Source organism: Acidovorax bellezanensis (assembly GCF_025421555.1).
Lineage (GTDB): Bacteria > Pseudomonadota > Gammaproteobacteria > Burkholderiales > Burkholderiaceae_C > Comamonas > Comamonas bellezanensis.
Map to the genome: position 1 here is coordinate 140,691 of NZ_JAODYH010000001.1, position 25,374 is coordinate 166,064.

The 25,374-nt window shown below is 63.6% G+C and carries 21 protein-coding genes; 4 read left to right on the plus strand and 17 right to left on the minus strand.

The window, feature by feature from the left end; translation table 11 throughout:
• The first annotated feature begins 371 nt into the window (after positions 1 to 371).
• Positions 372 to 1,322, plus strand: a complete 951-nt coding sequence (locus N0K08_RS00635; RefSeq protein WP_261498058.1) for a Ppx/GppA family phosphatase — start codon at positions 372 to 374, stop codon at positions 1,320 to 1,322.
• Between the two features lie 137 nt (positions 1,323 to 1,459).
• Positions 1,460 to 3,694, plus strand: coding sequence for a sensor domain-containing protein (locus tag N0K08_RS00640; protein WP_261498059.1), 2,235 nt, complete (start codon positions 1,460 to 1,462; stop codon positions 3,692 to 3,694).
• Between the two features lie 229 nt (positions 3,695 to 3,923).
• Here the strand turns inward: N0K08_RS00640 and glmM are convergent, their stop codons facing one another.
• The 4 genes from glmM to N0K08_RS00660 form a co-directional block, all read right to left on the minus strand.
• Positions 3,924 to 5,258: a phosphoglucosamine mutase gene (glmM, locus tag N0K08_RS00645; protein WP_261498060.1), complete on the minus strand. Its 1,335-nt coding sequence runs from the start codon at positions 5,256 to 5,258 to the stop codon at positions 3,924 to 3,926.
• 46 nt (positions 5,259 to 5,304) lie between these two features.
• The gene (gene folP / locus N0K08_RS00650) at positions 5,305 to 6,147 is read right to left on the minus strand and encodes a dihydropteroate synthase (protein WP_261498061.1); all 843 of its coding nucleotides are present in this window, start codon (positions 6,145 to 6,147) and stop codon (positions 5,305 to 5,307) included.
• Positions 6,148 to 6,216: 69 nt separating this feature from the next.
• On the minus strand, positions 6,217 to 8,178 hold the full coding sequence (ftsH, locus tag N0K08_RS00655; RefSeq protein ID WP_261498062.1) for an ATP-dependent zinc metalloprotease FtsH: 1,962 nt from the start codon (positions 8,176 to 8,178) through the stop codon (positions 6,217 to 6,219).
• Positions 8,179 to 8,363: 185 nt separating this feature from the next.
• Positions 8,364 to 9,017, minus strand: coding sequence for an RlmE family RNA methyltransferase (locus N0K08_RS00660; RefSeq protein WP_261498063.1), 654 nt, complete (start codon positions 9,015 to 9,017; stop codon positions 8,364 to 8,366).
• Between the two features lie 32 nt (positions 9,018 to 9,049).
• Between N0K08_RS00660 and N0K08_RS00665 the strand changes: the two genes are divergently transcribed.
• Positions 9,050 to 9,526, plus strand: coding sequence for a YhbY family RNA-binding protein (locus N0K08_RS00665; RefSeq protein WP_261498064.1), 477 nt, complete (start codon positions 9,050 to 9,052; stop codon positions 9,524 to 9,526).
• Positions 9,527 to 9,547: 21 nt separating this feature from the next.
• On the plus strand, positions 9,548 to 10,300 hold the full coding sequence (locus N0K08_RS00670) for a glycosyltransferase (protein ID WP_261498065.1): 753 nt from the start codon (positions 9,548 to 9,550) through the stop codon (positions 10,298 to 10,300).
• 86 nt (positions 10,301 to 10,386) lie between these two features.
• On the opposite strand, the gene N0K08_RS00675 is transcribed toward N0K08_RS00670, so the two are convergent.
• From N0K08_RS00675 to rseP, 13 genes are all read right to left on the minus strand, one after another.
• Positions 10,387 to 10,821, minus strand: coding sequence for a DUF4149 domain-containing protein (locus N0K08_RS00675; RefSeq protein WP_408642881.1), 435 nt, complete (start codon positions 10,819 to 10,821; stop codon positions 10,387 to 10,389).
• Between the two features lie 8 nt (positions 10,822 to 10,829).
• Positions 10,830 to 11,306, minus strand: coding sequence for a transcription elongation factor GreA (greA, locus tag N0K08_RS00680; RefSeq protein WP_261498066.1), 477 nt, complete (start codon positions 11,304 to 11,306; stop codon positions 10,830 to 10,832).
• 179 nt (positions 11,307 to 11,485) lie between these two features.
• On the minus strand, positions 11,486 to 14,734 hold the full coding sequence (gene carB, locus N0K08_RS00685; protein ID WP_261498067.1) for a carbamoyl-phosphate synthase large subunit: 3,249 nt from the start codon (positions 14,732 to 14,734) through the stop codon (positions 11,486 to 11,488).
• Entirely contained in the window at positions 14,734 to 15,909 is a 1,176-nt protein-coding gene (gene carA, locus N0K08_RS00690; RefSeq protein ID WP_261498068.1) for a glutamine-hydrolyzing carbamoyl-phosphate synthase small subunit, read from the minus strand. Before carA ends, carB begins: the two co-directional genes overlap by 1 nt.
• Positions 15,910 to 16,131: 222 nt before the next feature.
• A complete protein-coding gene (locus N0K08_RS00695; RefSeq protein ID WP_408642882.1) occupies positions 16,132 to 16,914 on the minus strand; it encodes a TrmH family RNA methyltransferase in 783 nt (260 codons plus the stop codon).
• 174 nt (positions 16,915 to 17,088) lie between these two features.
• Entirely contained in the window at positions 17,089 to 17,709 is a 621-nt protein-coding gene (gene rnhB, locus N0K08_RS00700; RefSeq protein WP_261498070.1) for a ribonuclease HII, read from the minus strand.
• The gene (gene lpxB / locus N0K08_RS00705; protein WP_261498071.1) at positions 17,678 to 18,835 is read right to left on the minus strand and encodes a lipid-A-disaccharide synthase; all 1,158 of its coding nucleotides are present in this window, start codon (positions 18,833 to 18,835) and stop codon (positions 17,678 to 17,680) included. The genes rnhB and lpxB overlap by 32 nt, the downstream gene beginning before the upstream one ends.
• 12 nt (positions 18,836 to 18,847) lie before the next feature.
• The gene (gene lpxA, locus N0K08_RS00710) at positions 18,848 to 19,636 is read right to left on the minus strand and encodes an acyl-ACP--UDP-N-acetylglucosamine O-acyltransferase (RefSeq protein WP_261498072.1); all 789 of its coding nucleotides are present in this window, start codon (positions 19,634 to 19,636) and stop codon (positions 18,848 to 18,850) included.
• A gap of 16 nt (positions 19,637 to 19,652) precedes the next feature.
• Positions 19,653 to 20,093, minus strand: coding sequence for a 3-hydroxyacyl-ACP dehydratase FabZ (gene fabZ / locus N0K08_RS00715; protein WP_261498073.1), 441 nt, complete (start codon positions 20,091 to 20,093; stop codon positions 19,653 to 19,655).
• A complete protein-coding gene (gene lpxD, locus N0K08_RS00720) occupies positions 20,090 to 21,088 on the minus strand; it encodes a UDP-3-O-(3-hydroxymyristoyl)glucosamine N-acyltransferase (protein ID WP_261498074.1) in 999 nt (332 codons plus the stop codon). Before lpxD ends, fabZ begins: the two co-directional genes overlap by 4 nt.
• Positions 21,089 to 21,112: 24 nt before the next feature.
• The gene (locus N0K08_RS00725) at positions 21,113 to 21,619 is read right to left on the minus strand and encodes an OmpH family outer membrane protein (RefSeq protein WP_261498075.1); all 507 of its coding nucleotides are present in this window, start codon (positions 21,617 to 21,619) and stop codon (positions 21,113 to 21,115) included.
• A complete protein-coding gene (gene bamA, locus N0K08_RS00730) occupies positions 21,619 to 23,916 on the minus strand; it encodes an outer membrane protein assembly factor BamA (protein ID WP_261498076.1) in 2,298 nt (765 codons plus the stop codon). The genes N0K08_RS00725 and bamA overlap by 1 nt, the downstream gene beginning before the upstream one ends.
• Before the next feature lie 45 nt (positions 23,917 to 23,961).
• The gene (rseP, locus tag N0K08_RS00735) at positions 23,962 to 25,326 is read right to left on the minus strand and encodes an RIP metalloprotease RseP (protein ID WP_261498077.1); all 1,365 of its coding nucleotides are present in this window, start codon (positions 25,324 to 25,326) and stop codon (positions 23,962 to 23,964) included.
• Between the last annotated feature and the right edge of the window lie 48 nt (positions 25,327 to 25,374).

Genomic DNA, 25,374 nt, shown 5'->3' on the forward strand with positions numbered 1-25,374 from the left:
GGCGTGGGCGGCACAGCCTCCGGCCCGTCGGACTGAGGGGGAGTCGGACCGGCCATCAGGGCTTCAAAACGAGCAGCGTGCTCAGGTTTGGCAGGAGTCATATTTGTCACAAACAATCCAACAGCGAGCAAACGGCGCATCGCCGTGCAGTATTGGCCGCTTACATGTCATTACCGTGACAATGGCATTCTTCGCTCGCAATCTGTGTCATTCGAATGCGCCAGGCTTTGCCCCCGGACGGAGCACACCAGGGCATCTTGTGGCGCGCCCCTTGCCTGGACCGCCAGCAGGGGCAAGCCACCACCGAAAAGATCATAGACAGATGCGAAGGTGCTAAGCTGCGCGCCGTTTCGACTTTTCCCTCATTCTCCATGCACGACGCCGGCCTGCTTGCCGCCATTGATATAGGCTCCAACAGCTGCCTGCTCGAAATCGGGCGGGTGACAGACGGCCGCATCGTGCCGCAAACCTGTCGCAAGGAAACCATAAGACTGGGCGGTGCACTCGACGCCCAGGGTCGGCTGAGCACTGAGGCGATGGAGCGTGGCTGGGCCTGTCTGGAACGCTTTGCCGCCCTGATTGCCACGCTGCCGCGCTGCCAGGTCCGCGCCGTCGGCACGCAAACCCTGCGCGAGGCCACCAACCGCGACATTTTTCTGGCACGCGGCAGTGCCATTTTGGGAACCCCCATCGAAGTCATCAACGGCGAGGAAGAAGCCCGCCTGATCTACCAGGGCGTATCCCGACTGCTGCCGCCGTCGCCCTACCGGCGTCTGGTGATCGATATTGGCGGACGCTCGACCGAACTGTGCCTGGGCCGGGGCTTGGAGGCCCAGGTCACCCGCTCCGTGGAGCTGGGCAGCGTGGCCTGGGCATTGCGCTATTTCCCCGATGGCGGCCTGCGTCCCGAGCAATTCGCGCTGGCGCAGGCCAGCGCCCTTGCCACCTTGGACAGCGTGGCCGCCGAGTTTGCTCCGGCCCATTGGGACCTGGCCTATGGCGCTTCGGGCACGGCCGGGGCCATCAGCAAGGTGCTGGCGGCCCAGGGCCGGCACGCCCCCGGCCTGATCAGCCGCCAGGGCCTGGACTGGCTGCAGGCCCAGCTCGAACAGTTGGGCCACAGCCGCCAAGTGCACCTGGCAGGCCTGCGCGAAGAACTGCGGCCCGTGATCGGCGGCGGCGTCAGCGTGATGCGCGCCGTGTTCCAGCTGCTCGAAATCGAGGAAATGCGCGTCACCCAGGGGGCTTTGCGCCATGGACTGCTGTACGGACTGCTGCAAGCTTCGCAGCGGCGTCCGCTGACGGCAGCAGCTCACGCTTGACGTCAGTGCAGGCGGTGCCAGGCAAGGACAGACACTGTAAAGATGTATCAAATGCTACACTTCATTAACATCTCAATTCGATCGAATTCCGTCGACCGTCTTGCACTCCGCCGTTCGCTGCGCCTGGTCCACTTCCTTTGTCAGACCGCTCCTCTGTGTCGCACCGCCCCTCTTCCATCGCGTCCATAGAACGCATCCTGCGTGAGCAGCACACCCTTCTGGAGAGTGCTGGCGTAGGCATTGCCTTCATCCACAAGCAAGCCATCGTGCGCTGCAATGGGCGTTGCGCGGAGATTTTCGGCCATGGCGACGCAGACGACTTGCGCGGGCGCCACGGCGCATCGTTTCACCCCGACAAGAAAACCTTCTACCGCCTGGGCCTGAGCGCCAGGGCGCGCATGGCCAAGGGCCAGACGTTCCGCGTTGAATGCCAGCTGCGCCGCAGCAATGGCTCGCTTTTCTGGGGGGATGTCACGGGACGACTGATCAATCCGTCGCGCCCCGAGGAAGGCTCGATCTGGACCCTGGACGACATCGATGAACAGCGCCAGGCCCAGGCCATGCTCAACATCGCACTGCGCGAGAAACAACTGCTGTTCGACCATGCGAGCGTGGGCATCGTCTTCATGCGCAGCGCCCAGCTCACGCGCTGCAACGGCCATTTTGCCGCCATGCTGGGCTATGGGCCTGGCGAGCTGATAGGCACCAGCGCGCGCCACTGGTTTGCCAGCGCGGCCGAATGGGAACGCTTCGAGCAGAGCTTTACCCGCGAACTGGCCGTGGGCCAGAGTTTCGAAGGGGAGATGATGCTCTCCCGGAAAGACGGCGGCACGGTGATCTGCGAAGTGCGCTGCAAGCACATCGATTCCGAGGACCCGGGCCAGGGCACGGTCTGGATCACGGTCGACATCACCGAGCGCACGCAGACCCAGGCCGCATTGGCCAAAGTGCATGAGCAGCTGGAGCAGCAGGTGCGCGACCGCACGCGCGAGCTCAGCGACACCGTGGAAAACCTGCACCGCGAAATGGCCGACCGCAAGCGCGACCAGGACCGCATCTACTGGCTCGCCCATTACGATCCGCTGACCGGCCTGCCCAACCGCACCTTGCTGGCCGACCGCAGCACCGCCGCCATACAGCTGGCGCGCGACAACGGCACGCCATTGGCCGCCATCTTTCTCGACCTGGACCACTTCAAGCATGTCAACGACTCGCTGGGCCACCGCGTGGGCGACACCTTGCTGGTGCAGATCGCCAAGCGGCTGCGCTCGGTGGTGCGCGAAAAGGACACGGTCTCACGCATCGGCGGCGATGAATTCGTTTTGCTGCTGCCGGGCGCGAATGCCCACGGCGCGGCGCGTGTCGCCGACAAGCTGCTCGAAGCATCGCGCCAGCCCTACCAGATCGACCACCATGAGCTGACCATGGCGCCCTCCATGGGCATCGCCTTGTACCCGCAGGACGGCACGGATTTCGACACGCTGACCCAGTCGGCCGATGTCGCCATGTACCACGCCAAGCTCGACGGCCGCAATACCTATCGCTTTTTCACGCCCGAAATGCGCGCCCAGTCGCTGCGTGCGCTGCAACTGGAAAACGCGCTGCGCCGGGCGCTGGAGCGCAACGAGCTGCAGCTGCACTACCAGCCCCAGGTGCGCATTCGCACCGGCCGGGTGCACAGCGTCGAAGCCTTGCTGCGCTGGAATCACCCCAAACTCGGCGCCATCTCGCCCGCCGAGTTCATTCCCGTGGCCGAAGACACGGGGCAAATCCTGCAAATCGGTGAATGGGTGTTGCGCTCCGCCGTGCAGCAGCTGCGGGACTGGCGCGCCGCCGGCCTGACCGACCTCAAGGTGGCCGTCAATCTGTCGGCCATCCAGTTCCATCAGCCGCAACTGCCCGACCTGATCAGCCAGATCCTGGACGCTTCCTGCGTGCCGCCCGAGGCCTTGGAGCTGGAACTGACCGAAGGCGTGGCCGTGGACGATCCACGCGCGGCCACGGCCACCATGGACCAGCTGCGCGCGCGTGGCGTGCGCCTGTCGATCGACGACTTCGGCACCGGCTACTCCTCGCTGAGCCAGCTCAAGCGCTTTCAGATCTACAAGCTCAAGATCGACCAGTCCTTTGTGCAGGACCTCGACCATGACGGCAACGACCGTGCCATCGTCAGCGCCATCATCCGCATGGCCCAGGCCCTGGGCATGCAGACCACGGCCGAAGGCGTGGAAACCGAAGCCCAGCTGCAATTCCTGCGCGACATGGGCTGCGACGAAGCCCAGGGCTACTATTTCAGCCGCCCCCTGCCGCCCGACGAACTACTGCAGTTTCTGCAAAGTCGCCAGGTGCCCTTGCCCTCCACCGCAGGTTGAGAGGGGGGAGCAGCCCTTCGATCCTTCGATCGGGCTCAGGACTCAGGGCGAACGTCCTTCGGCACAGATCACGGCGTTTGATACTGGCGCGCCCCAGCAAGGGGGCAGCGAGGAAGGGCCGCCCCGCACCGAGGCTGCCGTCCCTAGCCGGGCGCCCCCCTCCACCGTAGGTTGAGAGGGGGAAGCCGGGGCCGGCCATCCGGCAAAGCCGCTCAGGGGGTGCCTATTTTCACCCCGCGCGCGCCGCGTCAGCGAGCTGCTGCGCGCAGCGGCTGGCCTGTTCCTGGTCACGGGCTTCGACCATCACCCGCAGCAAAGGCTCGGTGCCGCTGGCGCGGATCAATACCCGGCCCGTGTCGCCCAGTTCGGCCTGCACGCGCTCCAGCATCTGGTCCAGATGCGGATTGTTTTTCCAGTCCTGGCTGGGCGCCAGACGCACGTTGACCAGTACCTGCGGGCACAAAGGCACGGGCGCCAGCCACTGCGACAAGCTGGTGCCGCTGCGCACACAGGCCTGCAGCACCTGCAAGGCGCTGATCAGGCCATCGCCCGTGGTGTGGCGATCCAGGGCCAGCAGGTGGCCCGAACCTTCGCCGCCCAGCAGCCAGCCATGGCGCGCCAGCTCTTCGAGTACATAGCGGTCACCGACCTTGGCGCGCACAAAATCCACGCCCCGGGCCTTGAGCGCGGACTCCACGGCCAGGTTGGTCATCAAGGTACCGACCACGCCCGGCACGGGCGCGCCGCAATCCAGTCGATCGGCAGCCAGCAGATACAGCAGTTCATCGCCGTTGTACAGACGGCCCTTGGCGTCGGCGATCAACAGGCGATCGGCATCGCCGTCGAGCGCAACACCATAGTCCGCGCCGTTGGCACGCACAGCGCGCACCATGGCTTCGGGATGGGTCGCACCGACGTCGTTGTTGATGTTGAGACCATCGGGCGTGCAGCCGATGGCAATCACTTCGGCGCCCAGCTCATGGAACACCTTGGGCGCGATCTGGTAGGCCGCGCCATGGGCCGCATCGACCACGATCTTCAGCCCCTTGAGCGTCAGCTCCGAGGAGAACGTGCTCTTGCAAAACTCGATGTAACGGCCTGCGGCGTCATCCAGGCGCCGGGCCTTGCCCAAGGCCGAAGAGTCGGCCCAGACCGGCTCTTCGGTCAAGGCCCGCTCCACCTCTTCCTCCCAGCTGTCGGGCAGCTTGCTGCCCTGGGCACTGAAGAACTTGATACCGTTGTCGGAATAGGGATTGTGGCTGGCACTGATCACCACACCCAGGCTGGCGCGCTGGGTGCGTGTGAGGTAGGCCACGCCCGGCGTGGGCAGAGGGCCCAGCAGCACCACATCCACGCCGGCGGAGTTGAAACCCGACTCCAGCGCGCTTTCCAGCATATAGCCCGAAATCCGCGTGTCCTTGCCGATCAACACCGTCGGCCGCTCTTCCGTACGCCGCAGCACCCGCCCTACCGCATGCGCCAGCCGCAGCACGAAGTCTGGAGTGATGGGTGAGCGTCCTACGGCGCCGCGGATACCGTCCGTGCCGAAATATTGTCGAGCCATTGCGAGACCTTGTCGTCAGTTGTTTTAAGAAAGCAGGCGCCCACCATCAGCCGGGCAGCGCGTCATTGTCGTGCATGGCTTGCCAGACTTTGAGGGCCATTACCGTATCGCGCACATCATGCACCCGCACGATGCGCGCTCCGCGCTCCACCGAAAGCAGGGCCGCAGCCACGCTGGGCACCATGCGCTCGGTCACCGGCAAGCCCGTGATCTGGCCCAGCGAGCCTTTGCGCGACCATCCGGCCAGCAGAGGATAGCCCAGGCTGGCCAGCTCGCGCTCACGCGCCAGCAAGGCAAAGTTCTGGGCCACGGTCTTGCCAAAGCCCGTACCGGCATCGAGGGTGATGCGTTGGCGCTGCACGCCCAGCGCTTCCAGCGCCAGTGCCGCAGCCTCCAGAAAATCCCGTACCTGGCGCACGGCATCGCCTTGCATGTGCTCCTGGTGCATGCTCTGCGGCACGCTGTGCATGTGCATCAGGCAGACGCCACACTGCGCGTGGGCGGCCACCACCTGGGCCGCTCCCGGCTGGCGCAGGGCCCAGATGTCGTTGACGATGTCCGCCCCCAGATCCAGCACGGCTTGCATCACTTCAGGTTTGTAGGTGTCCACCGAAATCGGCACGCCCAGCTTGACCGCTTCGCGCACCAGCGGCAGCACGCGGGCCAGTTCGTCCTGCAACCCCACAGCCGGGCTGCCGGGGCGCGTGGACTCGCCGCCAATGTCCAGAATGTCCGCGCCGTCGCGCAACAGCAGCTCGCAGTGCGCCAGCGCCATGGACAGGCTGTCATGCCGGCCGCCATCGGAGAAGGAGTCCGGCGTGACGTTGACAATGCCCATCACCTGCGGACGCGCAAGATCAATCAGAAACCGGCTGGTTTGCCACTGCATGGCGACTCTCCACAATCAAGAAAGAAAAACGGGGCCCGCAGGCCCCGTTGGAATGTTCAGGCAGGCCGATCAGGCTGCGCTGGGCGCCGTATCCGCGCCCGGTGCAGGATCGGCAGCCGGGGCAGCCGCATCGGCCGTCACGGCCGGTGTGCCGCCGCTGGCATCGTCGCCACCCGAAGACGGCTTGCTGCGCGGCGTCCAGTCCTTGGGCGGACGGGGCTCGCGGCCGGCCATGATGTCGTCAAGCTGCTCGGCGTCAATGGTTTCCCATTCGAGCATGGCCTTGGCCATGGCGTGCATCTTGTCGCTGTTGTCTTCGATCAGCTTGCGTGCCAGCAGGTACTGCTCGTCGATGATGCGGCGCACCTCTTCGTCCACCTTCTGCATGGTCCGCTCGCTGACGTTGCTGGTCTTGCCCATCGACCGACCCATGAACATTTCGCCGTCGTTTTCCGCGTAGACCATGGGGCCCAGCGCATCGGTCATGCCGTAGCGCGTGACCATGTCGCGTGCAATTTGCGTGGCGCGTTCGAAGTCATTGCTCGCACCCGTGGTCATCTGATGCATGAACACTTCTTCGGCAATCCGGCCACCAAACAGCATTGCGATCTGGTTGAGCATGAATTCCTTGTCGTAGGAATAACGGTCCTTCTCGGGCAGGCTCATGGTCACGCCCAAAGCACGGCCACGCGGGATGATGGTCACCTTGTGGATGGGGTCGCACTTGGGCAGCAGCTTGCCGATCAGCGCATGGCCGGCCTCGTGGTAGGCCGTGTTGCGGCGCTCTTCCTCGGGCATGACCATGGACTTGCGCTCGGGGCCCATGATGATCTTGTCCTTGGCCTTTTCGAAGTCCTGCATTTCCACGGTGCGCGCATTGCGGCGCGCGGCCATCAGGGCGGCTTCGTTGCACAGGTTGGCCAGATCGGCACCCGACATGCCGGGCGTGCCGCGCGCGATGATGCCGGGGTTCACGTCCTGGCTCACCGGGATCTTGCGCATGTGCACGTTCAGAATCTGTTCGCGGCCGCGGATATCGGGCAGCGTCACGTAGACCTGGCGGTCGAAACGGCCGGGGCGCAGCAGGGCCGCGTCCAGGATGTCGGGACGGTTGGTGGCAGCCACCACGATCACGCCCAGATTGGTTTCGAAACCGTCCATCTCGACCAGCATCTGGTTGAGGGTCTGTTCGCGCTCGTCATTGCCGCCGCCGACACCGGCGCCACGCTGACGACCGACCGCATCGATTTCGTCGATGAAGATGATGCAGGGAGCGTTCTTCTTGGCATTCTCGAACATGTCGCGCACACGGGCCGCGCCCACGCCGACGAACATTTCCACGAAGTCAGAACCCGAGATGCTGAAGAACGGTACCTTGGCTTCGCCAGCGATCGACTTGGCCAGCAGGGTCTTGCCCGTGCCTGGAGGGCCGACCAGCAGCAGACCGCGCGGAATGCGGCCGCCGAGCTTCTGGAAACGGCTCGGATCCTTGAGGAAGTCCACGACTTCCTTGACCTCTTCCTTGGCCTCGTCGCAACCGGCGACGTCGGCAAAGGTCACGGTGTTGTTGTTCTCGTCGAGCATGCGCGCCTTGCTCTTGCCGAAGCTGAAAGCACCGCCCTTGCCGCCGCCCTGCATCTGGCGCATGAAGTAAACCCAGACGCCGATCAACAGCAGCATGGGACCCCAGCTCACCAGCAGCGACATCAGCAGCGAGCCTTCTTCGCGGGGCTTGACGTCGAACTTGACGTTGTTGGCGATCAGGTCACCCACCAGACCGCGGTCCAGATAGGTCGCCGTCGTGCGCAGCTTGCGGTCATCCGTGGTGACAGCTGCGATTTCGGTGCCGCCCTGTCCTTCCTGAATGGTTGCGCTCTTGATGCGGTTGTTGCGAACTTCGTCCAGAAATTCGGAATAACCGATGTGACCGGCCGCAGCGCTGGTACGGGTGTCAAATTGTTTGAACACCGTAAACAGCACCATGGCGATGACCAGCCACACGGCAATTTTTGAAAACCACTGATTGTTCAAGCGGGGCTCCAGATGGAATGCAGAGAAAGGGTCACGAAATCTTCACGACCTATTTGGGGATCATTTTAGGTGCTTCAAGCCGCCAAGCCCACAATTCCCCTGGTCTTCAATCCTGGGGGCATTGGCATTTCGCAGCATTCGGCCCACAGCAGGCCGAATTTGCGGCCTGCGCCAGGGCACCTGGTCTATTTCAGACCCATGCCGACCAGAAAGGTTTCCGACGATTTCACGCGCGAGGACTTGGGCTTGATAGCCTTGACGGTCTTGAACGTCTGCTTGAACAGCTCCACCAGCTCGCTGTAGCCGCTGCCGTGGAACAGCTTCACCACCAGCGCGCCCTCGGGCTTCATGTGCTGCTTGGTGAAATCGACCGCCAACTCAACCAGCAGCGAAATGCGCGCGGCGTCTGTCGCGTCATTACCCGACAAATTTGGTGCCATATCGGATACCACCACATCGACCTTGCTGCCATCCAGCAGGCCTTCGAGCTGGGCCAGCACCTCTTCCTCGCGGAAATCGCCCTGGATGAAATGCACGCCTTCGATGGGCTCCATGTGCAGCAGGTCCAGACCGATGATGCGGCCGTTGAGCTCGCCCACAGCCGCGCCTTTGGGCGAGAGCTTGCGGCGTACGTACTGGCTCCAGGCCCCGGGCGTGCATCCCAGATCGATCACGAAATTGCCGGGACGGATCAGCCCCAGCTGCTCGTCGATCTCCTTGAGCTTGTAGGCCGCGCGTGCGCGAAACCCTTCAATTTTGGCCAGTTTGACATAGGTATCGTTGACATGGTCATTGAGCCATGCCTTATTGACCTTCTTGCTTTTGGTCTTGGTTTTCATGCTGATTACGTCCTGCCTAGATAATACGGGCCATGCCCCAAATTCAATTGACTCCCGCCGAGCGCCGGGAACACCGCGCCAACGCCCACCATCTCGACCCCGTGGTCATGATTGGCGGAGATGGCCTCACGCCCGCCGTGCAAAAAGAGGTCCACGCGGCCCTCAATGCACACGGCCTGATCAAGGTCCGCGTTTTCAACGACGATCGTGCTGCGCGCGACCAGATCTACCAACAACTCGCTGAAGAACTCAGCGCCGCGCCCATCCAGCACATCGGCAAACTGCTTGTGCTGTGGCGCCCCATTCCTGAAAAGGAAAAAACCGTCGACGAAGACCGCATGCCCGGTCCTCGCGACGTCAAGGTGCTCAAGTTCAGCTCGCGCGGCGGCCAACGCCCCGAAGTCAAGCAACTGCGCGTTCTGGGCAACCAGCGCCTGACCGCGGGCGGCAAAGTCAAACGTGCCCAGCCCAAGCAAAAATCCATCAAAAAACGCCAACAAGGCGACTAAAGTCTGCTTCTTGCGCCGCCAATGAATTCCACCCCGAATACTCCGGCGCGCGAGCGCCACATCATCTGCATGAAATGGGGCACGAAATACGGCCCCGAATACGTCAACCGGCTTTACGCCATGGTGCGACGCAATCTGCAGGGTGATTTTCGCTTTGTCTGCCTGACCGATGACAGCCAAGGGATTCGCGCCGAGGTCCAGTGCCTGCCGATTCCTTCGCTGGACCTTCCCAAAGGCCTGCCCGAGCGCGGCTGGAACAAGCTCGCCACCTTCACGCAAGACCTCTATGGCCTGCGTGGCACGGCGCTCTTCCTGGACGTGGACGTGGTCATCACCGGCCCACTGGATGATTTTTTCACCCAGCCTGGCGAGTTCCTCATCATCCACGACTACAAGCGACCTTGGCGCATCACGGGCAATTCGTCCGTCTACCGCTGGGAGCTTGGCGCCCATCCCGATGTACTGGAGTACTTCCGCAGCCACTTCGAAGAGATTCGCCACAAGTTCCGTAACGAGCAGGCCTATCTTTCCGACTTCCTGCACCGCCAAGGCAAGCTGCAGTACTGGCCCGCCGAATGGTGCCCCAGCTTCAAGTACCACGGCATTCCGCCCTGGCCGACGAATTACTGGAAAGCGCCGTTCGTGCCCCCTGGCGCACGCGTGGTGATTTTCCACGGCGAATGCAACCCTCCGGACGCATTGGCCGGCCGGCGCAACCGGCGTTTTCGTTTCATCAAGCCGGCCACCTGGGTGGCCGATTACTGGCACGAGTGAAGCACCCGGGCGCTGCGCGCCCGGCTGGACAAAAAAGGCGGTTCCTTGGAACCGCCTTTTTTTCGTTCTGTGCACCAGCGCTGCCTTCAACGCTGGGGGGCACAGGTACGCCACAGCACCCGCAACGCGCAAAACCATTGCACGGCGTACATCACCGTGCCCACGCTGTGCCACAGGCGCAGGTCCTGCTTGGCGACGATGCGTGGCGACACGCCGAACTGCACCAGCAAGGCCAGCAGCATGCCGACGATCACCCACACCAGCACATCGCTGGCCCAGGGCTCTTCGACTTCCGCATGGCGGCGCTTGGCCAGCACCAGCAGCAAGGCCGTGCAGGCCACCGACACCCAGGTCTGGGCCGCGAACAGCGTGGCCGCCATGCGCCCGGCCATGGCGGGCGTGGGCAAATGGACGAACAACAGCGGAACGACCAGAAAGCCCACCACGGTCAGGCTGCCCCACCACAGGGCTGCCGCCACCGCCGGCAGGCGCTGCGGCAAGGACGCCAGGAAATGTGCCATGCCGCGGATCAGAGGTAGCGCACCGCCACCACTTCGTAGCGACGCAGACCACCCGGGGCCTGGACTTCGGCGGTATCGCCTTCTTCCTTGCCGATCAGGGCGCGGGCAATGGGGCTGGAAATATTGATCAGGCCCAGCTTCAGGTCGGCTTCGTCCTCACCCACGATCTGGTAAGTCACGTTGTCGCCGGTTTTTTCGTCTTCGAGGTCCACGGTGGCGCCAAACACCACGCGACCGCCCGCATCCACGGACGTGGGGTCGATGATCTGCGCGGCCGACAGCTTGCCCTCGACTTCGATGATGCGGCCTTCGATGAAGCCCTGGCGGTCCTTGGCGGCTTCGTATTCGGCGTTTTCGCTCAAGTCACCCTGGGCGCGTGCTTCGGCGATCGCCTGGATCACGCTGGGACGCTCGACGGTCTTCAGATGGTGCAGCTCGGTCTTGAGTTTTTCCGCACCGCGCTTGGTAATGGGAATGGTGGCCATTGAAAAGTCTCCATATACAGCAGGCTCCGCGCCTGGCGCGGCAATTCTGGCGCCCGGGATCAACCCGCTTTGACGCCCCAAAAGCAAACCGCCGCACGTTGCCGCGCGGCGGTTTCTGGTCAGTGGGCAATTATGCCGTGATTCACACGGCCTTCACCCGGTATAACCCGGTCTGGCGCTCAGGCCTGCGCCAGCTGCGCATGCAGTTCCTGCAAGGAATACACCTCGAGGTTGTCCATGCTCTTCATGCCTTCGACGGCCGCTTCCGCGCCGAAGATGGTCGTGAAGGTGGTCACGCGCGCCAGCAGCGAGCTGGTGCGAATGGCACGCGAGTCGGCAATCGCATTGCGACGCTCTTCGACGGTGTTGATCACCATGGCGATGTCGCCCATCTTGATCATGTCGACGATGTGCGGACGGCCTTCGGTCACCTTGTTGACGACCTGCACGGCAATGCCGGCTTCGGCAATCGCCGCGGCCGTGCCCTTGGTGGCCAGCAGCTCGAAGCCCATGGCCGCCAGATCACGTGCGATCACCACGGCCCGCGCCTTGTCGTTGTTCTTCACGGTGAGGAACACGCGGCCCGACTTGGGCAGCAAGGTGCCCGCGCCCAGCTGGCTCTTGACGAAAGCTTCGCCAAAAGTCTTGCCCACGCCCATGACTTCACCGGTCGACTTCATTTCCGGGCCGAGGATGGTGTCCACGCCGGGGAACTTGACGAACGGGAACACGGCTTCCTTGACGCTGAAGTACGGCGGCGTCACTTCCTTGGTGATGCCCTGCGAAGCCAGCGTCTGGCCGACCATGCAGCGTGCCGCGACCTTGGCCAGCTGGATACCCGTGGCCTTGGAGACGAAAGGCACGGTACGCGAAGCGCGGGGGTTGACTTCCAGCACGTAGATCACGTCCTTGCCGTCGCGTTCCTGGATGGCGAACTGCACGTTCATCAGGCCCACCACGCTCAGGCCGTCGGCCATGGCCGCGGTCTGGCGCTTGATTTCTTCGATGGTGTCCTTGGCCAGGTAGTAAGGGGGCAGCGAGCAGGCCGAATCGCCCGAGTGCACGCCCGCCTGCTCGATGTGTTCCATCACGCCGCCGATGAAGACCTTGCCGTCCACGTCGCGCACGCAATCCACGTCGCACTCGATGGCGTTGGACAGGAAGTGGTCCAGCAGCACGGGCGAGTCATGGCTGACCTTGACGGCTTCGCGCATGTAACGCTCGAGGTCGCGCTGCTCGTGCACGATTTCCATGGCGCGGCCGCCCAGCACATAGCTGGGACGCACGACCAGGGGGTAGCCCAGCGTAGCGGCCTTTTCCAGCGCTTCGGCTTCGGTACGGGCCGTGGCGTTCGGCGGCTGGCGCAGGCCCAGGTCGTGCAGCATCTTCTGGAAGCGCTCACGGTCTTCGGCGGCGTCGATCATGTCGGGCGAAGTGCCGATGATGGGCACGCCGGCCTTTTCCAGGTCCAGTGCAAGCTTCAACGGCGTCTGGCCGCCGTACTGCACGATCACGCCCACGGGCTTCTCGACAGCCACGATTTCCAGCACGTCTTCCAGCGTCACCGACTCGAAGTACAGGCGGTCCGAAGTGTCGTAGTCGGTGGACACGGTTTCGGGGTTGCAGTTGACCATGATGGTTTCATAGCCGTCTTCGCGCATGGCGAGTGCGGCATGCACGCAGCAGTAGTCGAACTCGATGCCCTGGCCGATGCGGTTGGGACCGCCGCCGAGCACCATGATCTTCTTCTTGTCGGTCGGCACCGCTTCGCACTCTTCGTCATACGTCGAGTACATGTAGGCCGTGTCGGTCGCGAATTCACCCGCGCAGGTATCCACGCGCTTGTACACGGGACGGATATTGAGCGCATGGCGCGCGGCGCGCACCACGTGTTCCGTGGTGTGCAGCAGCTTGCCCAGACGGCGGTCCGAGAAGCCCTTTTGCTTGAGCGTGCGCAGCGTCGTCGCGTCCAGCGCAGCCAGCGCGCCCTCGCCCTTGGCGGCGAACACTTCGTCGAGCTCCAGCTCGATCTTCACGATCTGCTCGATCTGCACCAGGAACCAGCGGTCGATCTTGGTCAGAGCGAACACTTCGTCCACCGACAGGCCCATGGCGAAAGCATCGCCCACGTACCAGATGCGGTCGGGACCGGGTTCGCCCAGTTCCTTTTCCAGGGTCTCGCGATCCTGGGTCTTTTCGTTCATGCCGTCGACACCGACTTCCAGACCGCGCAAGGCTTTCTGGAAGGATTCCTGGAAGGTGCGGCCGATGGCCATGACTTCGCCCACCGACTTCATCTGCGTCGTCAGGCGGTTGTCGGCCGTGGGGAACTTCTCGAAGGCAAAACGCGGGATCTTGGTGACCACGTAGTCGATCGAAGGCTCGAACGACGCGGGCGTGGTGCCGCCGGTGATGTCGTTCTTGAGCTCGTCCAGCGTATAGCCCACGGCCAGCTTGGCCGCGATCTTGGCGATGGGGAAGCCCGTGGCCTTGGAGGCCAGCGCCGACGAACGCGATACGCGCGGGTTCATCTCGATGACGATCATGCGGCCGTCGACGGGATTCACCGAGAACTGCACGTTGGAGCCGCCGGTGTCGACGCCGATTTCACGCAGCACTGCCAGCGAGGCATTGCGCATGATCTGGTATTCCTTGTCGGTCAGCGTCTGGGCCGGAGCGACGGTGATCGAGTCACCGGTGTGCACGCCCATGGGGTCCAGGTTCTCGATCGAGCAGACGATGATGCAGTTGTCCGCTGTGTCGCGAACCACTTCCATTTCGTACTCTTTCCAGCCCAGCAGCGACTCTTCGATCAGCAGCTCGTTCGTAGGCGAAGCTTCCAGGCCGCGCTTGCAAATCGTCTCGAACTCTTCGGGGTTGTAGGCAATGCCGCCGCCCGTGCCGCCCAGCGTGAAGCTGGGGCGGATCACCGTGGGAAAGCCCATCTGCTTTTGCACGACCCAGGCTTCGTCCATGCTGTGGGCAATGCCCGAGCGCGCGGAACCCAGACCGATCTTGGTCATGGCGTCCTTGAACTTCAGACGGTCTTCGGCCTTGTCGATGGCTTCGGGCTTGGCGCCGATCAGCTCGACCTTGTACTTGTCGAGCACGCCATTGCGCCACAGGTCCAGCGCGCAGTTCAGCGCGGTCTGGCCGCCCATGGTCGGCAGGATGGCGTCGGGACGCTCCTTGGCGATGATCTTCTCGACCGTCTGCCAGGTGATGGGCTCGATGTAGGTGACGTCGGCCGTGGCCGGGTCGGTCATGATCGTCGCAGGGTTGCTGTTGATCAGAATGACCTTGTAACCCTCTTCGCGCAGCGCCTTGCAGGCCTGCACGCCGGAGTAGTCGAACTCACAGGCCTGGCCGATGACGATGGGGCCGGCGCCGATGATCAGAATGCTTTTGAGGTCTGTGCGCTTTGGCATTATTTATTCTCCTGGGCCTTGGCCATCAACGCCGTGAAGCGGTCAAACATGTAAGCGATGTCGTGCGGGCCGGGCGATGCTTCGGGGTGACCCTGGAAGCAGAACGCGGGCTTGTCGGTGCGCTCCAGGCCCTGCAGCGTGCCGTCGAACAGGCTCACGTGGGTGGGGCGCAGGTTGGCGGGCAGCGACGCCATGTCGACGGCAAAGCCGTGGTTCTGGCTGGTGATGCTGACGCGGCCCGTGTCCAGATCCTTGACCGGGTGGTTGGCACCGTGGTGGCTGTTGTCCATCTTGAACGTCGTGGCGCCCGAAGCCAGGGCCATGATCTGATGGCCCAGGCAGATGCCGAAGGTGGGCATGCCGCTCTCGATCAGCTCCTTGACCGCCTGGATGGCATAGTCGCAAGGCTGTGGGTCGCCAGGGCCGTTCGACAGGAACACGCCATCGGGGTTCAGTGCCAGCACGTCGGCGGCAGAGGTCTGGGCCGGCACGACGGTGAGCTTGCAGCCGCGCTCGGCCAGCATGCGCAGGATGTTCAGCTTGACGCCAAAGTCATAGGCCACCACGTGAAAGCGCGGCGCCGTCAGCTGGCCGTAGCCCTGACCCAGCTTCCACTCGGTCTGGTCCCAGGTATAGGTCTTGGACGTGGTCACCACCTTGGCCAGATCCAGTCCGGCCATCGACGGCGCAGCCTGGGCAGCGGCCAGCGCTGCGGCAATGCGCTCGGGGGTCACGGTTTCGCCTTCGGCGAGGCCGACAATCGCACCGTTTTGCGCACCCTTGTCGCGCAGCAGGCGCGTGAGCTTGCGGGTGTCGATGTTGGCGATGGCGACGGTGTTCTCGCGCACCAGATACTGGGGCAAGGTATACGTCATGCGGAAGTTGCTGGCCAGCAACGGCAGGTCCTTGATGATCAGACCTGCAGCGTGGACTTTTTCAGCCTCGATGTCCTCGGCGTTGACACCATAGTTGCCAATGTGCGGATACGTGAGCGTCACGATCTGCTGGCAGTAACTTGGGTCGGTGAGGATTTCTTGGTAGCCGGTGATGGCGGTGTTGAACACCACTTCGCCGACGGTGGTGCCGACTGCACCAATCGAGTTGCCGATAAAGACCGTGCCGTCTGCGAGCGCCAGGATGGCTGGGGGGAAGGTTCCCTTGAGAGACAAAAGCACTGGGTTCTCCGGTTCTAAGTACGGTTACGCCCAGCGAGTCAGAGGCGAGGCTCTGGCTATAGCTTGTGTTGCGGGGGAAGGCTCGAAGCGGCGCTAGGCGTAGATGTGGAATGCTTGAAAGCCGCCCATTATAGCCGTGTGCCATGACAGGCGCGTGGCTGCGCCCGGGATTACCCGAGCCTCAGCCAGACTTCTCATCCCCCCATGGGGGCCATTACCCGCTCAAACTGGAGCAGTCAATGCACTCGCATGCAAGCAGATCGCCGCGGCGGCAGCCACGTTCAGCGATTCTTCGCCACCAGGCTGGCCTATGCGCACCTGCAGCTTGGCCAGCGCCTCGACGGCCGGACCCACGCCCTGCCCTTCATGGCCCATGGCCCAGGCGCAAGGCCAGGGCAGCTGGGTGTGCTGGATCAGCGCGCCCTGGTGCGAGCTGGTGACGATCAGCGGCACCTGCAGCGCTTCGAGCACCGAGGCATCCACGGACTCCACCAGGTGCAGACCGAAATGCGCGCCCATGCCGGCCCGCAGCACTTTCTGGCTCCACAGCGCGGCCGTGCCCTTGAGCGCCACGACCTGCAGGAAGCCGAAAGCCGCGGCGCTGCGCAAAATGGAGCCCACATTGCCCGCGTCCTGCACGCGATCGAGCACCACCGTGGCCACGCCCGGCAGCGGCACCTGGCCCGGCAGCCATTCGAGCAGATAGCCCATGCGCGCCGGCGACTCCAGGCCGCTGATATCGGCGAACAGCGCATCGGCCAGCACCACCACCTTGGCGGCCGGCTGTTTCCACTCCTCGGGGGCCTGCGGCCAGAACGACTCGGCAAACACCGCCACCGCCGGGCGCAGCCCGCGCGCCAGCGCGGCGCGGCACAGGTGGTCGCCTTCGAGCCAGACCTGGCCCTGCTTGCGGTAAGCCGTGCTGTCGTGCGAGAGCTTGCGCAACTCCTTGACGAAGGCGTTGTCACGCGAATGGATGGGGGTTACAGGTGAGGTCATAGCCATTCAATCAGGAAGTTCTCAGTTATCCATGGTGCTGCGCATTTCCTGCGGCCCATAAAATCGGCGAGGCTCAGGCCAGGGGCATCGAGCAAGGGCCGCCCCGCAGCGATGGTGCCGTCCCCCTCCACCGAAGGTTGAGAGGGGGAAGCGGCGCAGCCGCTCAGGGGGTGTAGCATTTCAGGCCAGCACCTGGGCCACAGGCGAAAAGGAACGGCGGTGCTCGGGGCAAGCCCCATGGGCTTGCAGTGCCGACAGGTGGGCCGGCGTGCCGTAGCCCTTGTGGCCGGCAAAACCGTACTGCGGGTATTGCGCGTCGAGGCGCTCACACCAGCGGTCGCGGTGCACCTTGGCCAGGATGGAGGCCGCGGAAATCGCCTGCACCAGGGCATCGCCCTTGACGATGGCTTCGGCCTGCATGTCCAGCACCGGAATGCGGTTGCCGTCGACCAGTACCAGCACGGGCTTCAGCCGCAGACCCATGACGGCGCGGCGCATGGCCAGCATCGTGGCCTGCAGGATATTGAGCTCGTCGATTTCCTCCACGCTGGCCTCGGCAATCGAGCAGCACAGCGCCTTGGCACGGATTTCGTCGAACAAGGCCTCGCGGCGTGCCGCCGTGAGCTTCTTGGAATCGGCCAGTCCCGCAATGGGACGCAGGTCGTCGAGAATCACGGCCGCCGCCACTACCGGGCCGGCCAGGGGTCCACGCCCCGCCTCATCCACCCCAGCCACCAAGCCGGGCGGATGCCACGGCAAGCAGACCTGTTCAGGAGGAAGAGACAACTTTCTGGATAGCATCAGCAGCCAATCGGGCGGTATCGCGCCGCAACTCGTGGTGCAGCGCAGTGAAGCGCTGTTCCAGCGCCTCAATGGTTTGAGAAGAATCATCGCGCGCCCTGAGCCAGCGCAGCACTTCGGCCGCCAGGGCCTCGGGGCTGGCCGCGTCCTGCAGCAACTCCGGCACGACAAACTCGCCGCACAGGATGTTGGGCAGTCCGACCCAGGGCTGGAGCTGCTTGCGGCGCATCAGGCGCCAGCTCAGCGACTGCATGCGGTAGCCGATCACCATCGGGCGCTTGAACAGCGCCGCTTCCAGTGTCGCCGTGCCGCTGGCAATCAATGTGCAATCGCAGGCCGCCAGGGCATCGTGGGACTGGCCGGAAAGAATCCGGACCCGCCCTTCCATGCCTGCCTGGCGCGCGGCCTGGCGCACCACTTCGATCATCGAGGGTACGGCCGGGACGATGATTTCCACGGCCGGGAAGTCCTTGACGACCAGGGCTGCGGCCGCGAAGAACGCGGGCGCGATATAACGAATTTCGGAAGTACGGCTGCCGGGCAGCACGGCCAGCACCAGCGCCTCTGGCTGCAGACCCAGCCGCTGGCGCGCCGCCTGGCGGTCAGGCACCAGCGGGATCACGCTGGCCAAGGGGTGGCCTACATAGGTCGCGGCGATGCCGTGGCTTGCCAGCAGCGCGGGCTCGAACGGAAAAATGCACAACACGTGGTCGGCGGCGCGGCGGATTTTCTCCACCCGGTTCGCACGCCAGGCCCAGATGGACGGGCAGACGAAATGCACTGTCTTGATGCCCTGGGCGCGCAAGTCCGCTTCCAGCCCCAGATTGAAATCCGGAGCGTCCACGCCGACGAAAACCGCCGGCGGGTCGGCCAGCAGGCGCTGGCGCAGTTGCCGGCGAATGCGCAGCAGCTCGGCCAGGCGCTGGAAGACTTCCCAGTTGTAGCCATGCACGGCCAGGCGCTGACTGTCCCACCAGGCCTCAAAACCACGCGCCTGCATCTGCGGACCGCCAATGCCCGCGCTTTGCAGCGCCGGCCACTGGCTCTTGAGCCCGTCGAGAATGAGGCCGGCCAACAGATCGCCGGACGTCTCGCCGGCCACCATCGCCACGCGCGGTGCAGTCATCACAACTCCTTATCAGCGCGCGAGACCGCGCGTTGAACTGGCGATGAACGAGGTCAGGGCCTGGATGTCGCTTGCAGCTTCCGGATACTGCACGTCCAGCGCGGCAATCGCCTGGCGTGCGGCTTCCAGCGTCAGACCCTGGCGGTACAGCAGCTTGTGCATCTGTTTGACGGCCTGCAGGCGCTGCGGCGAAAACCCGCGACGGCGCAAGCCTTCGAGGTTGTAGCCGCGCACCGACAGCGGATTGCCATCGACCAGCATGAAGGGCGGCACATCCTGTGAAATGTGGCTGGCAAAGCCGGCCATCACATGGGCACCGATGTGGGTGAACTGGTGCACTCCGGTCAGACCACCCAGAATGGTGTGGTCCCCGACTTTCACATGACCCGCCAGCGTGGCATTGTTGGCCAGCACCGTGTGGTTGCCCACGACGCAGTCGTGGGCAATGTGCACATAGGCCATGATCCAGTTGTCGTTGCCCACCTGCGTCAGGCCCTGGTCCTGGGCCGTGCCGGTGTTGAACGTGCAGAACTCGCGAATGGTATTGCGGTCGCCGATGAGCAGTCGCGTGGGCTCGCCCGCGTACTTCTTGTCCTGCGGCTGCGCGCCCAACGAGGCGAACTGGAAAATATGGTTGCCCTGGCCAATCGTCGTGTGGCCTTCGATGACGCAATGTGCGCCGACGGTAGTGTCGGCGCCAATGCGCACATCGGGGCCGATCACGGCATAGGGCCCGACCGTGACCGAGGTGTCCAGGCAGGCTGCCGGATCAACCAGCGCGGTAGAGTGAATGCGACTCACAGCCAACACAGCACTTTCAGCCCACGGCCCGCATGGTGCACATCAGGTTCGCTTCGCAGGCCACTTCGTCGCCCACGCGGGCCACGCCCTTGAACTTCCAGATGCCGCCGCGCACGCGGTCGATGGTGATTTCCAGCACCAGCTGATCGCCAGGCTCGACCGGGCGCTTGAAGCGCGCGGCGTCGATGCCCACGAAGTAGTAGATGTTGTTTTCGTCCGGCACCTGACCCATGGCATCGAATGCCAGCAGGCCTGCGGCTTGCGCCAGGGCTTCGAGCATGAGCACGCCAGGCATGACGGGGCGACCGGGGAAGTGACCCTGGAAATACGGCTCATTGAACGTGACGTTCTTGATGGCCTTGATGCGTGTGTTGCTCTCAAGTTCCAGCACCTTGTCTACCAGCAGAAACGGGTAGCGGTGAGGCAGTTGCTTGAGAATTGCGTGGATATCCATCATTGCGTTCCGATCTTGCTGCCCTGCTGCTGCTGTTGCTCGAGTGCCTTGATGCGCTCGCGCAAGCTATGCAGCTGCTTCAAAGTGGCAGCGTTTTTTTCCCATTTGGTGTTTTCATCGACAGGAAACATTCCTGTATAGACGCCGGGCTTGTTCAAAGAACGCGTCACCACAGTCGCCGCCGAGATATGTACATTTTCGGCCAGTTGCAAATGCCCCAGCACGATGGCGCCGCCGCCGACGGTGCAATGTGCACCGATCTGCGCGCTACCTGCCACGCCCACACAGCCGGCCATGGCGACATGCCGTCCCACATGAACGTTGTGTCCGATCTGGACCAGATTATCCAGCTTCACGCCGTCTTCGATCACAGTGTCGTCCAGCGCGCCCCGGTCGATGCAGGTATTTGCACCGATTTCCACATCGTCGCCGATGCGCACGGCGCCCAATTGTTCAATTTTCACCCAGGCACCGCCTTCGGGCGCGAAGCCGAAGCCGTCCGAGCCCAGCACCACGCCCGAGTGCAGTATGCAGCGCGCACCCACGATGCAGTCTTCACCCACCGTAACGCGTGACTTGAGCTGCGTGCCCGCGCCAATGCGCGCGCCCCGCTCGACCACGCACAGCGGGCCCACGTAGGCCGTGGGATCAACCACCGCCTCGGGATCGACCACCGCACTGGGATGCACGCCCGCAGCCACGGCGCGCGCGTGCAGCCGCTTCCACAGCTGGGTCGCGCGCGCGAAATACACATAAGGGTTGTCGGCCACGATGCACGCACCGCGTTGCATGGCGGCCTCCCGCATGGCGGGCGCCACAATGACACAGGCCGCCTTGGAGGCGGCCAGTTGCTGCTGGTAGCGTGGATTGCTCAGGAAACTCAGATCTCCCGGGCCTGCGGAGTCCAGCGGAGCGATGCGGAGGATCTCCGTATCGCTGCCGGCCAGCTCCAGCGTCCCCCCCAGCGCACCCACAATTTGCCCGAGAAACAAGCTCACTGTCTGTACGTCTTATGCCGCAAATTACTTTGCAGCGTTCAGGGCCTTGATCACCTTGTCGGTGATGTCGTACTTGGGGTTGATGTACACCGCTTCTTGCAGGATGACATCGTACTTTTCGGCTTCGGCCACAGTCTTGACGACCTTGTTGGCGCGTTCGAGCACTTGCGACAGCTCTTCGTTCTTGCGCGAATTCAGGTCTTCCTGGAATTCACGGCGCTTGCGCTGGAACTCACGGTCCTGCTCGACCAGCTGACGCTGGCGCGCGGTGCGCTGCGATTCCGACAGGGTCGGTGCTTCACGCTCGAACTTGTCCGAAGCTGTCTTCAAGGTGGTACCCATGTCGACCAGGTCTTTTTCGCGCTTGGCGAATTCCTGCTCGAGCTTGGCTTGCGCGGCCTTGGCCGTGGTTGCTTCGCGGAAGATGCGATCCGTATTGACAAAACCGGCCTTGAATTCTTGCGCATGCGCAGCCAGAGCCATCGAGCCCATCAGCACGGCCAGGGAGATTTGGCGGGAAAGAGATTTCATTAGAAGGACGTTCCGATTTGGAATTGAAGTTTCTGGATTTTATCGCCAGCGAATTTACGCACAGGGTGAGCATACGCCAAGCGCAATGGCCCCAACGGAGAAATCCAGCTCAGACCCAGGCCTGCCGAGGCACGCATCTGCGAAAAATCGACGGTTTCATTGTCGCCAAACACATTGCCGACGTCCACAAACGTAAACACGCGCAATGTGCGGTCATTGCCAGCGCCTGGCAGCGGAGCCATGAATTCGGCGTTCAGCGTGACTTTCTTCGGGCCGCCCAGGGACGAGCCGATGATGTCGCGCGGGCCCAGCGTGCCCTGGTCAAAGCCGCGCACCGAGCCCAGACCGCCCGAGTAGAAGTTCTTGAACACCGGGAACGGACGGCCGTTGAGGCCCTTGCCCCAGCCCAGCTCGCCGTTGAAGGCCAGCGTGAACTTCTTGTTCAACGGAACATACTGCTGGATCTGGTAGTTGGCGCGCACGTAGCGCGCATCGCCGGCCACCGACCAGTCGGTGTTCAGGCGCTGATAGCGTCCGGAATTGGGCGCCAGCGCGCTGTCGCGGCTGTCACGCGACCAACCCACGGTCAAGGGCACGGCCGTGCTGGTGTAGCCGTAGGTGTCGCCATAGGCCAGGTAGGCCGCGGGAATATTGGTGCCCGGCTTGATCTTGGTCTGCTCGATACCGCCGCCGAAGAACACCGTGTCGACTTCGCTGAACGGCACGCCGAAACGCACGCTCGTACCCGCCGTCACCAGCTGGTAGTTGCCGCCCTGGTCTTCATAAGGCTTCTGGGTGCGGTAGAACATGTCCAGCGTACGCGAGATGCCTTCCTTGGTGAAGTAAGGATCGGTGGTGCTGACCACCAAGGTCCGGTTGTACTTGCTGGTGTTGACGTCCACACCAAGGTAGTTACCGGAACCGAACACATTTTCCTGTTTGATACCAAATGACAGGGAAACCTTCTCTGCACTGGAAAAACCTGCACCCAATTGCAACGAGCCCGTGGGCTTCTCGGCCACCGTCACCACCAGATCCACCTGGTCGGGCGAGCCTGGGACTTCCTGCGTGTCCACATTGACTTCGGTGAAGAAGCCCAGGCGGTCGACGCGGTCGCGCGAGATCTTGATCTTGTCGCCGTCGTACCAGGACGCTTCGTATTGGCGGAACTCGCGGCGCACGACTTCGTCGCGCGTGCGGTTGTTGCCGCTGACCTGGATGCGACGCACATAGGCGCGGCGCGAAGGCTCGGCCTTGAGCACGATGGCCACGCGGTTGTTGGCCCGGTCGATTTCGGGCACGGCTTCGACGCGCGCGAAAGCAAAGCCGAAATTGCCGAAGTGGTCCGTGAAGGCCTTGGTCGTGGCCGTGACCTGGTCGGCGTTGTAAGGCTCGCCCGGCTTGATCTTCACCAGCGACTTGAACTCGTCGTTGCGCTCGAGGTAATTGCCTTCGAGCTGCACACCCGACACCACATAGCGCTCACCTTCGTGGATGTTCAGCGTCAGCGAAATCGTCTGCTTGTCTGGAGAGATTGCGACCTGGGTCGAGTCGACGCGGAATTCCAGGTAGCCACGCTGCAGATAAAAGGAGCGCAGCGTCTCCAGATCGGCGTTGAGCTTGGAGCGCGCATAACGGTCGGACTTGGTGTACCAGCTGAGCCAGCCGCCGGTGTCCTGGTCAAACAGGTCCTTGAGCGTGGATTCGCTGAAGGCCTTGTTGCCGACCACATGGATTTCGTTGATCTTGGCGGGCTCGCCTTCGGTCACGGTGAACGTCAGGTTGACCCGGTTGCGCTCGATGGGCGTCACCGTGGTCACGACTTCCGCACCGTACAGGCTGCGGTTGATGTACTGGCGCTTGAGTTCCTGCTCGGCCCGGTCGGCCAGGGCGCTGTCGAACGGCCGGCCTTCGGCCAGGCCCACGTCGCGCATGGCCTTCTTCAGCGTGTCCTTGTCGAACTCCTTGGTACCCGCGAAGTTGACGTCGGCGATGGTCGGACGTTCTTCGACGACCACCGTCAGCACGTTGCCGTTGGCTTCGAGGCGCACGTCCTTGAACAGTCCCAGCGCAAACAGCGCGCGGATCGCGGCCGAACCTTTTTCGTCGTTGTAGTCATCGCCTACGCGCAAGGGAATGGAGGCAAAGACGGTGCCCGCTTCCACCCGTTGCAGACCTTCGACGCGAATGTCCTGCACCTTGAAAGGCTCCAGCGCCCAGGCGGCATTGGCCGCAAGAACCATGGCGGTCAAGGCCGAAGCGGTGCGCGCGCCTAAGCGATTGATGTGTTTTTTCATGAGTGGATTGCCGCCGACCTTGCTTCACAAATTCGGCAAAAAAAGTTAGCCCAAAAGCCGGTTGATATCGTTGAAAAAGGCGATGCACATCATCAGCAGTAGCACAGCCACGCCGAGACGCTGCAATCTTTCCATCCAAGCTTCGGACACCTGCCGGCCCGTCACGCCTTCCCAAAGATAATACATCAGGTGCCCGCCGTCCAAAACCGGCAAAGGCAGCAGGTTGAGTACGCCCAGGCTGACGCTGATCAGCGCCAGAAACGCCAGGTACTGCGTCACGCCCATGCTGGCCGACTTGCCGGCATAGTCGGCGATCGTCAGCGGCCCGCTGATGTTCTTCAGCGAAGCTTCGCCGATCACCATGCGGCCCATCATGCGCAGCGTCAATATCGACAGATCCCAGGTGCGCTGCGCGCCATTTTGCAGGCCATCCCAGAAGCCGCGGCGCACCAGCGTCATCTCGGGTGCCGCGCCGACAAAAGCGCCGACCCGACCTACCCATTGCTCGCCGTCCTGCACCGCATCCGGGCGCACCGGCAGCACCAGCGTCTGTCCTGCGCGCTCCACCCGCCAATCCTGCTGCAGGCCCTGCTTGTCCCGCACGGACTGGCGTATCTGTGCCCGCAACTGCTGGCCGTCGACCACCGCCTGCGCGCCCACGGACAAGACCTTGTCGCCTTCACGCAGGCCTGCGCGGTAGGCCGCGCCATCGGGCAGCACCTCTCCCATCACCGCGGGGGTCCAAGGTGCGACCACGCCGATGCGCTGGAACAATTTTTCATCGGCCTCGCGCGTATCCATGCCGCCCAGCGGCAGGGTCAGCACCGTCGCCGAACCCTCCTGCGGGCGCACGATTTCCAGGCGCACGTCCTGGCCTTCCAGGGCCGAGCGCGCCAGGACCCAGCGCAGCTCGTCAAACGAGACGACGGGCTCCCAGGGGCCTTCGCCGCGTGCCACGGCCTGCACCAGCTCCGCGCCTCGCAAGCCGGCCTTCTGGGCCAGGGAGCCGGCCGCGGGGCTGGCCAGGTAGGGCTTGGGCTCTTGCACGCCCAGCCAGTTGACGCTGGCGTACAACAGCACCGCCAGCAGCAGATTGGCCGCCGGTCCCGCGGCCACGATGGCGGCACGCGCGCGCAGCGACTGGTTGTTGAACGCCAGGTGCCGCTCTTCGGGTGCGACCGGCGCCTCGCGCTCGTCGAGCATGCGCACATAGCCACCCAGCGGAAAGGCCGCGAGCACGAACTCCGTGGACGAGCCTTTGGGCTGCCAGCGCAGCAAAGGCTTGCCGAAGCCTACCGAAAACCGCAGCACCTTGACGCCGCAGGCCACGGCCACGCGGTAATGACCGTATTCGTGCACCGCGATCAACAAACCCAGCGCAAGCGCGAAGGCAAGAACAGTCATCAACATAGGCGGGTGCTCGGGTTCGGTTTCAACAAGGTCCGGCCGGGCCCGGCG

Coding starts and splice junctions, on each gene's coding strand:
- N0K08_RS00635 (WP_261498058.1), top strand. CDS start 372: ATGCACGACGCCGGCCTGCTTGCCGCCATTGATATAGGCTCCAACAGC.
- N0K08_RS00675 (WP_408642881.1), bottom strand. CDS start 10,821: ATGGCACATTTCCTGGCGTCCTTGCCGCAGCGCCTGCCGGCGGTGGCG.
- greA (WP_261498066.1), bottom strand. CDS start 11,306: ATGGCCACCATTCCCATTACCAAGCGCGGTGCGGAAAAACTCAAGACC.
- rnhB (WP_261498070.1), bottom strand. CDS start 17,709: ATGCTATCCAGAAAGTTGTCTCTTCCTCCTGAACAGGTCTGCTTGCCG.
- N0K08_RS00660 (WP_261498063.1), bottom strand. CDS start 9,017: ATGAAAACCAAGACCAAAAGCAAGAAGGTCAATAAGGCATGGCTCAAT.
- folP (WP_261498061.1), bottom strand. CDS start 6,147: ATGCAGTGGCAAACCAGCCGGTTTCTGATTGATCTTGCGCGTCCGCAG.
- N0K08_RS00725 (WP_261498075.1), bottom strand. CDS start 21,619: ATGAAATCTCTTTCCCGCCAAATCTCCCTGGCCGTGCTGATGGGCTCG.
- fabZ (WP_261498073.1), bottom strand. CDS start 20,093: ATGATGGATATCCACGCAATTCTCAAGCAACTGCCTCACCGCTACCCG.
- N0K08_RS00695 (WP_408642882.1), bottom strand. CDS start 16,914: ATGGCTATGACCTCACCTGTAACCCCCATCCATTCGCGTGACAACGCC.
- rseP (WP_261498077.1), bottom strand. CDS start 25,326: ATGTTGATGACTGTTCTTGCCTTCGCGCTTGCGCTGGGTTTGTTGATC.
- glmM (WP_261498060.1), bottom strand. CDS start 5,258: ATGGCTCGACAATATTTCGGCACGGACGGTATCCGCGGCGCCGTAGGA.
- lpxB (WP_261498071.1), bottom strand. CDS start 18,835: ATGACTGCACCGCGCGTGGCGATGGTGGCCGGCGAGACGTCCGGCGAT.
- N0K08_RS00665 (WP_261498064.1), top strand. CDS start 9,050: ATGCCCCAAATTCAATTGACTCCCGCCGAGCGCCGGGAACACCGCGCC.
- bamA (WP_261498076.1), bottom strand. CDS start 23,916: ATGAAAAAACACATCAATCGCTTAGGCGCGCGCACCGCTTCGGCCTTG.
- N0K08_RS00670 (WP_261498065.1), top strand. CDS start 9,548: ATGAATTCCACCCCGAATACTCCGGCGCGCGAGCGCCACATCATCTGC.
- carB (WP_261498067.1), bottom strand. CDS start 14,734: ATGCCAAAGCGCACAGACCTCAAAAGCATTCTGATCATCGGCGCCGGC.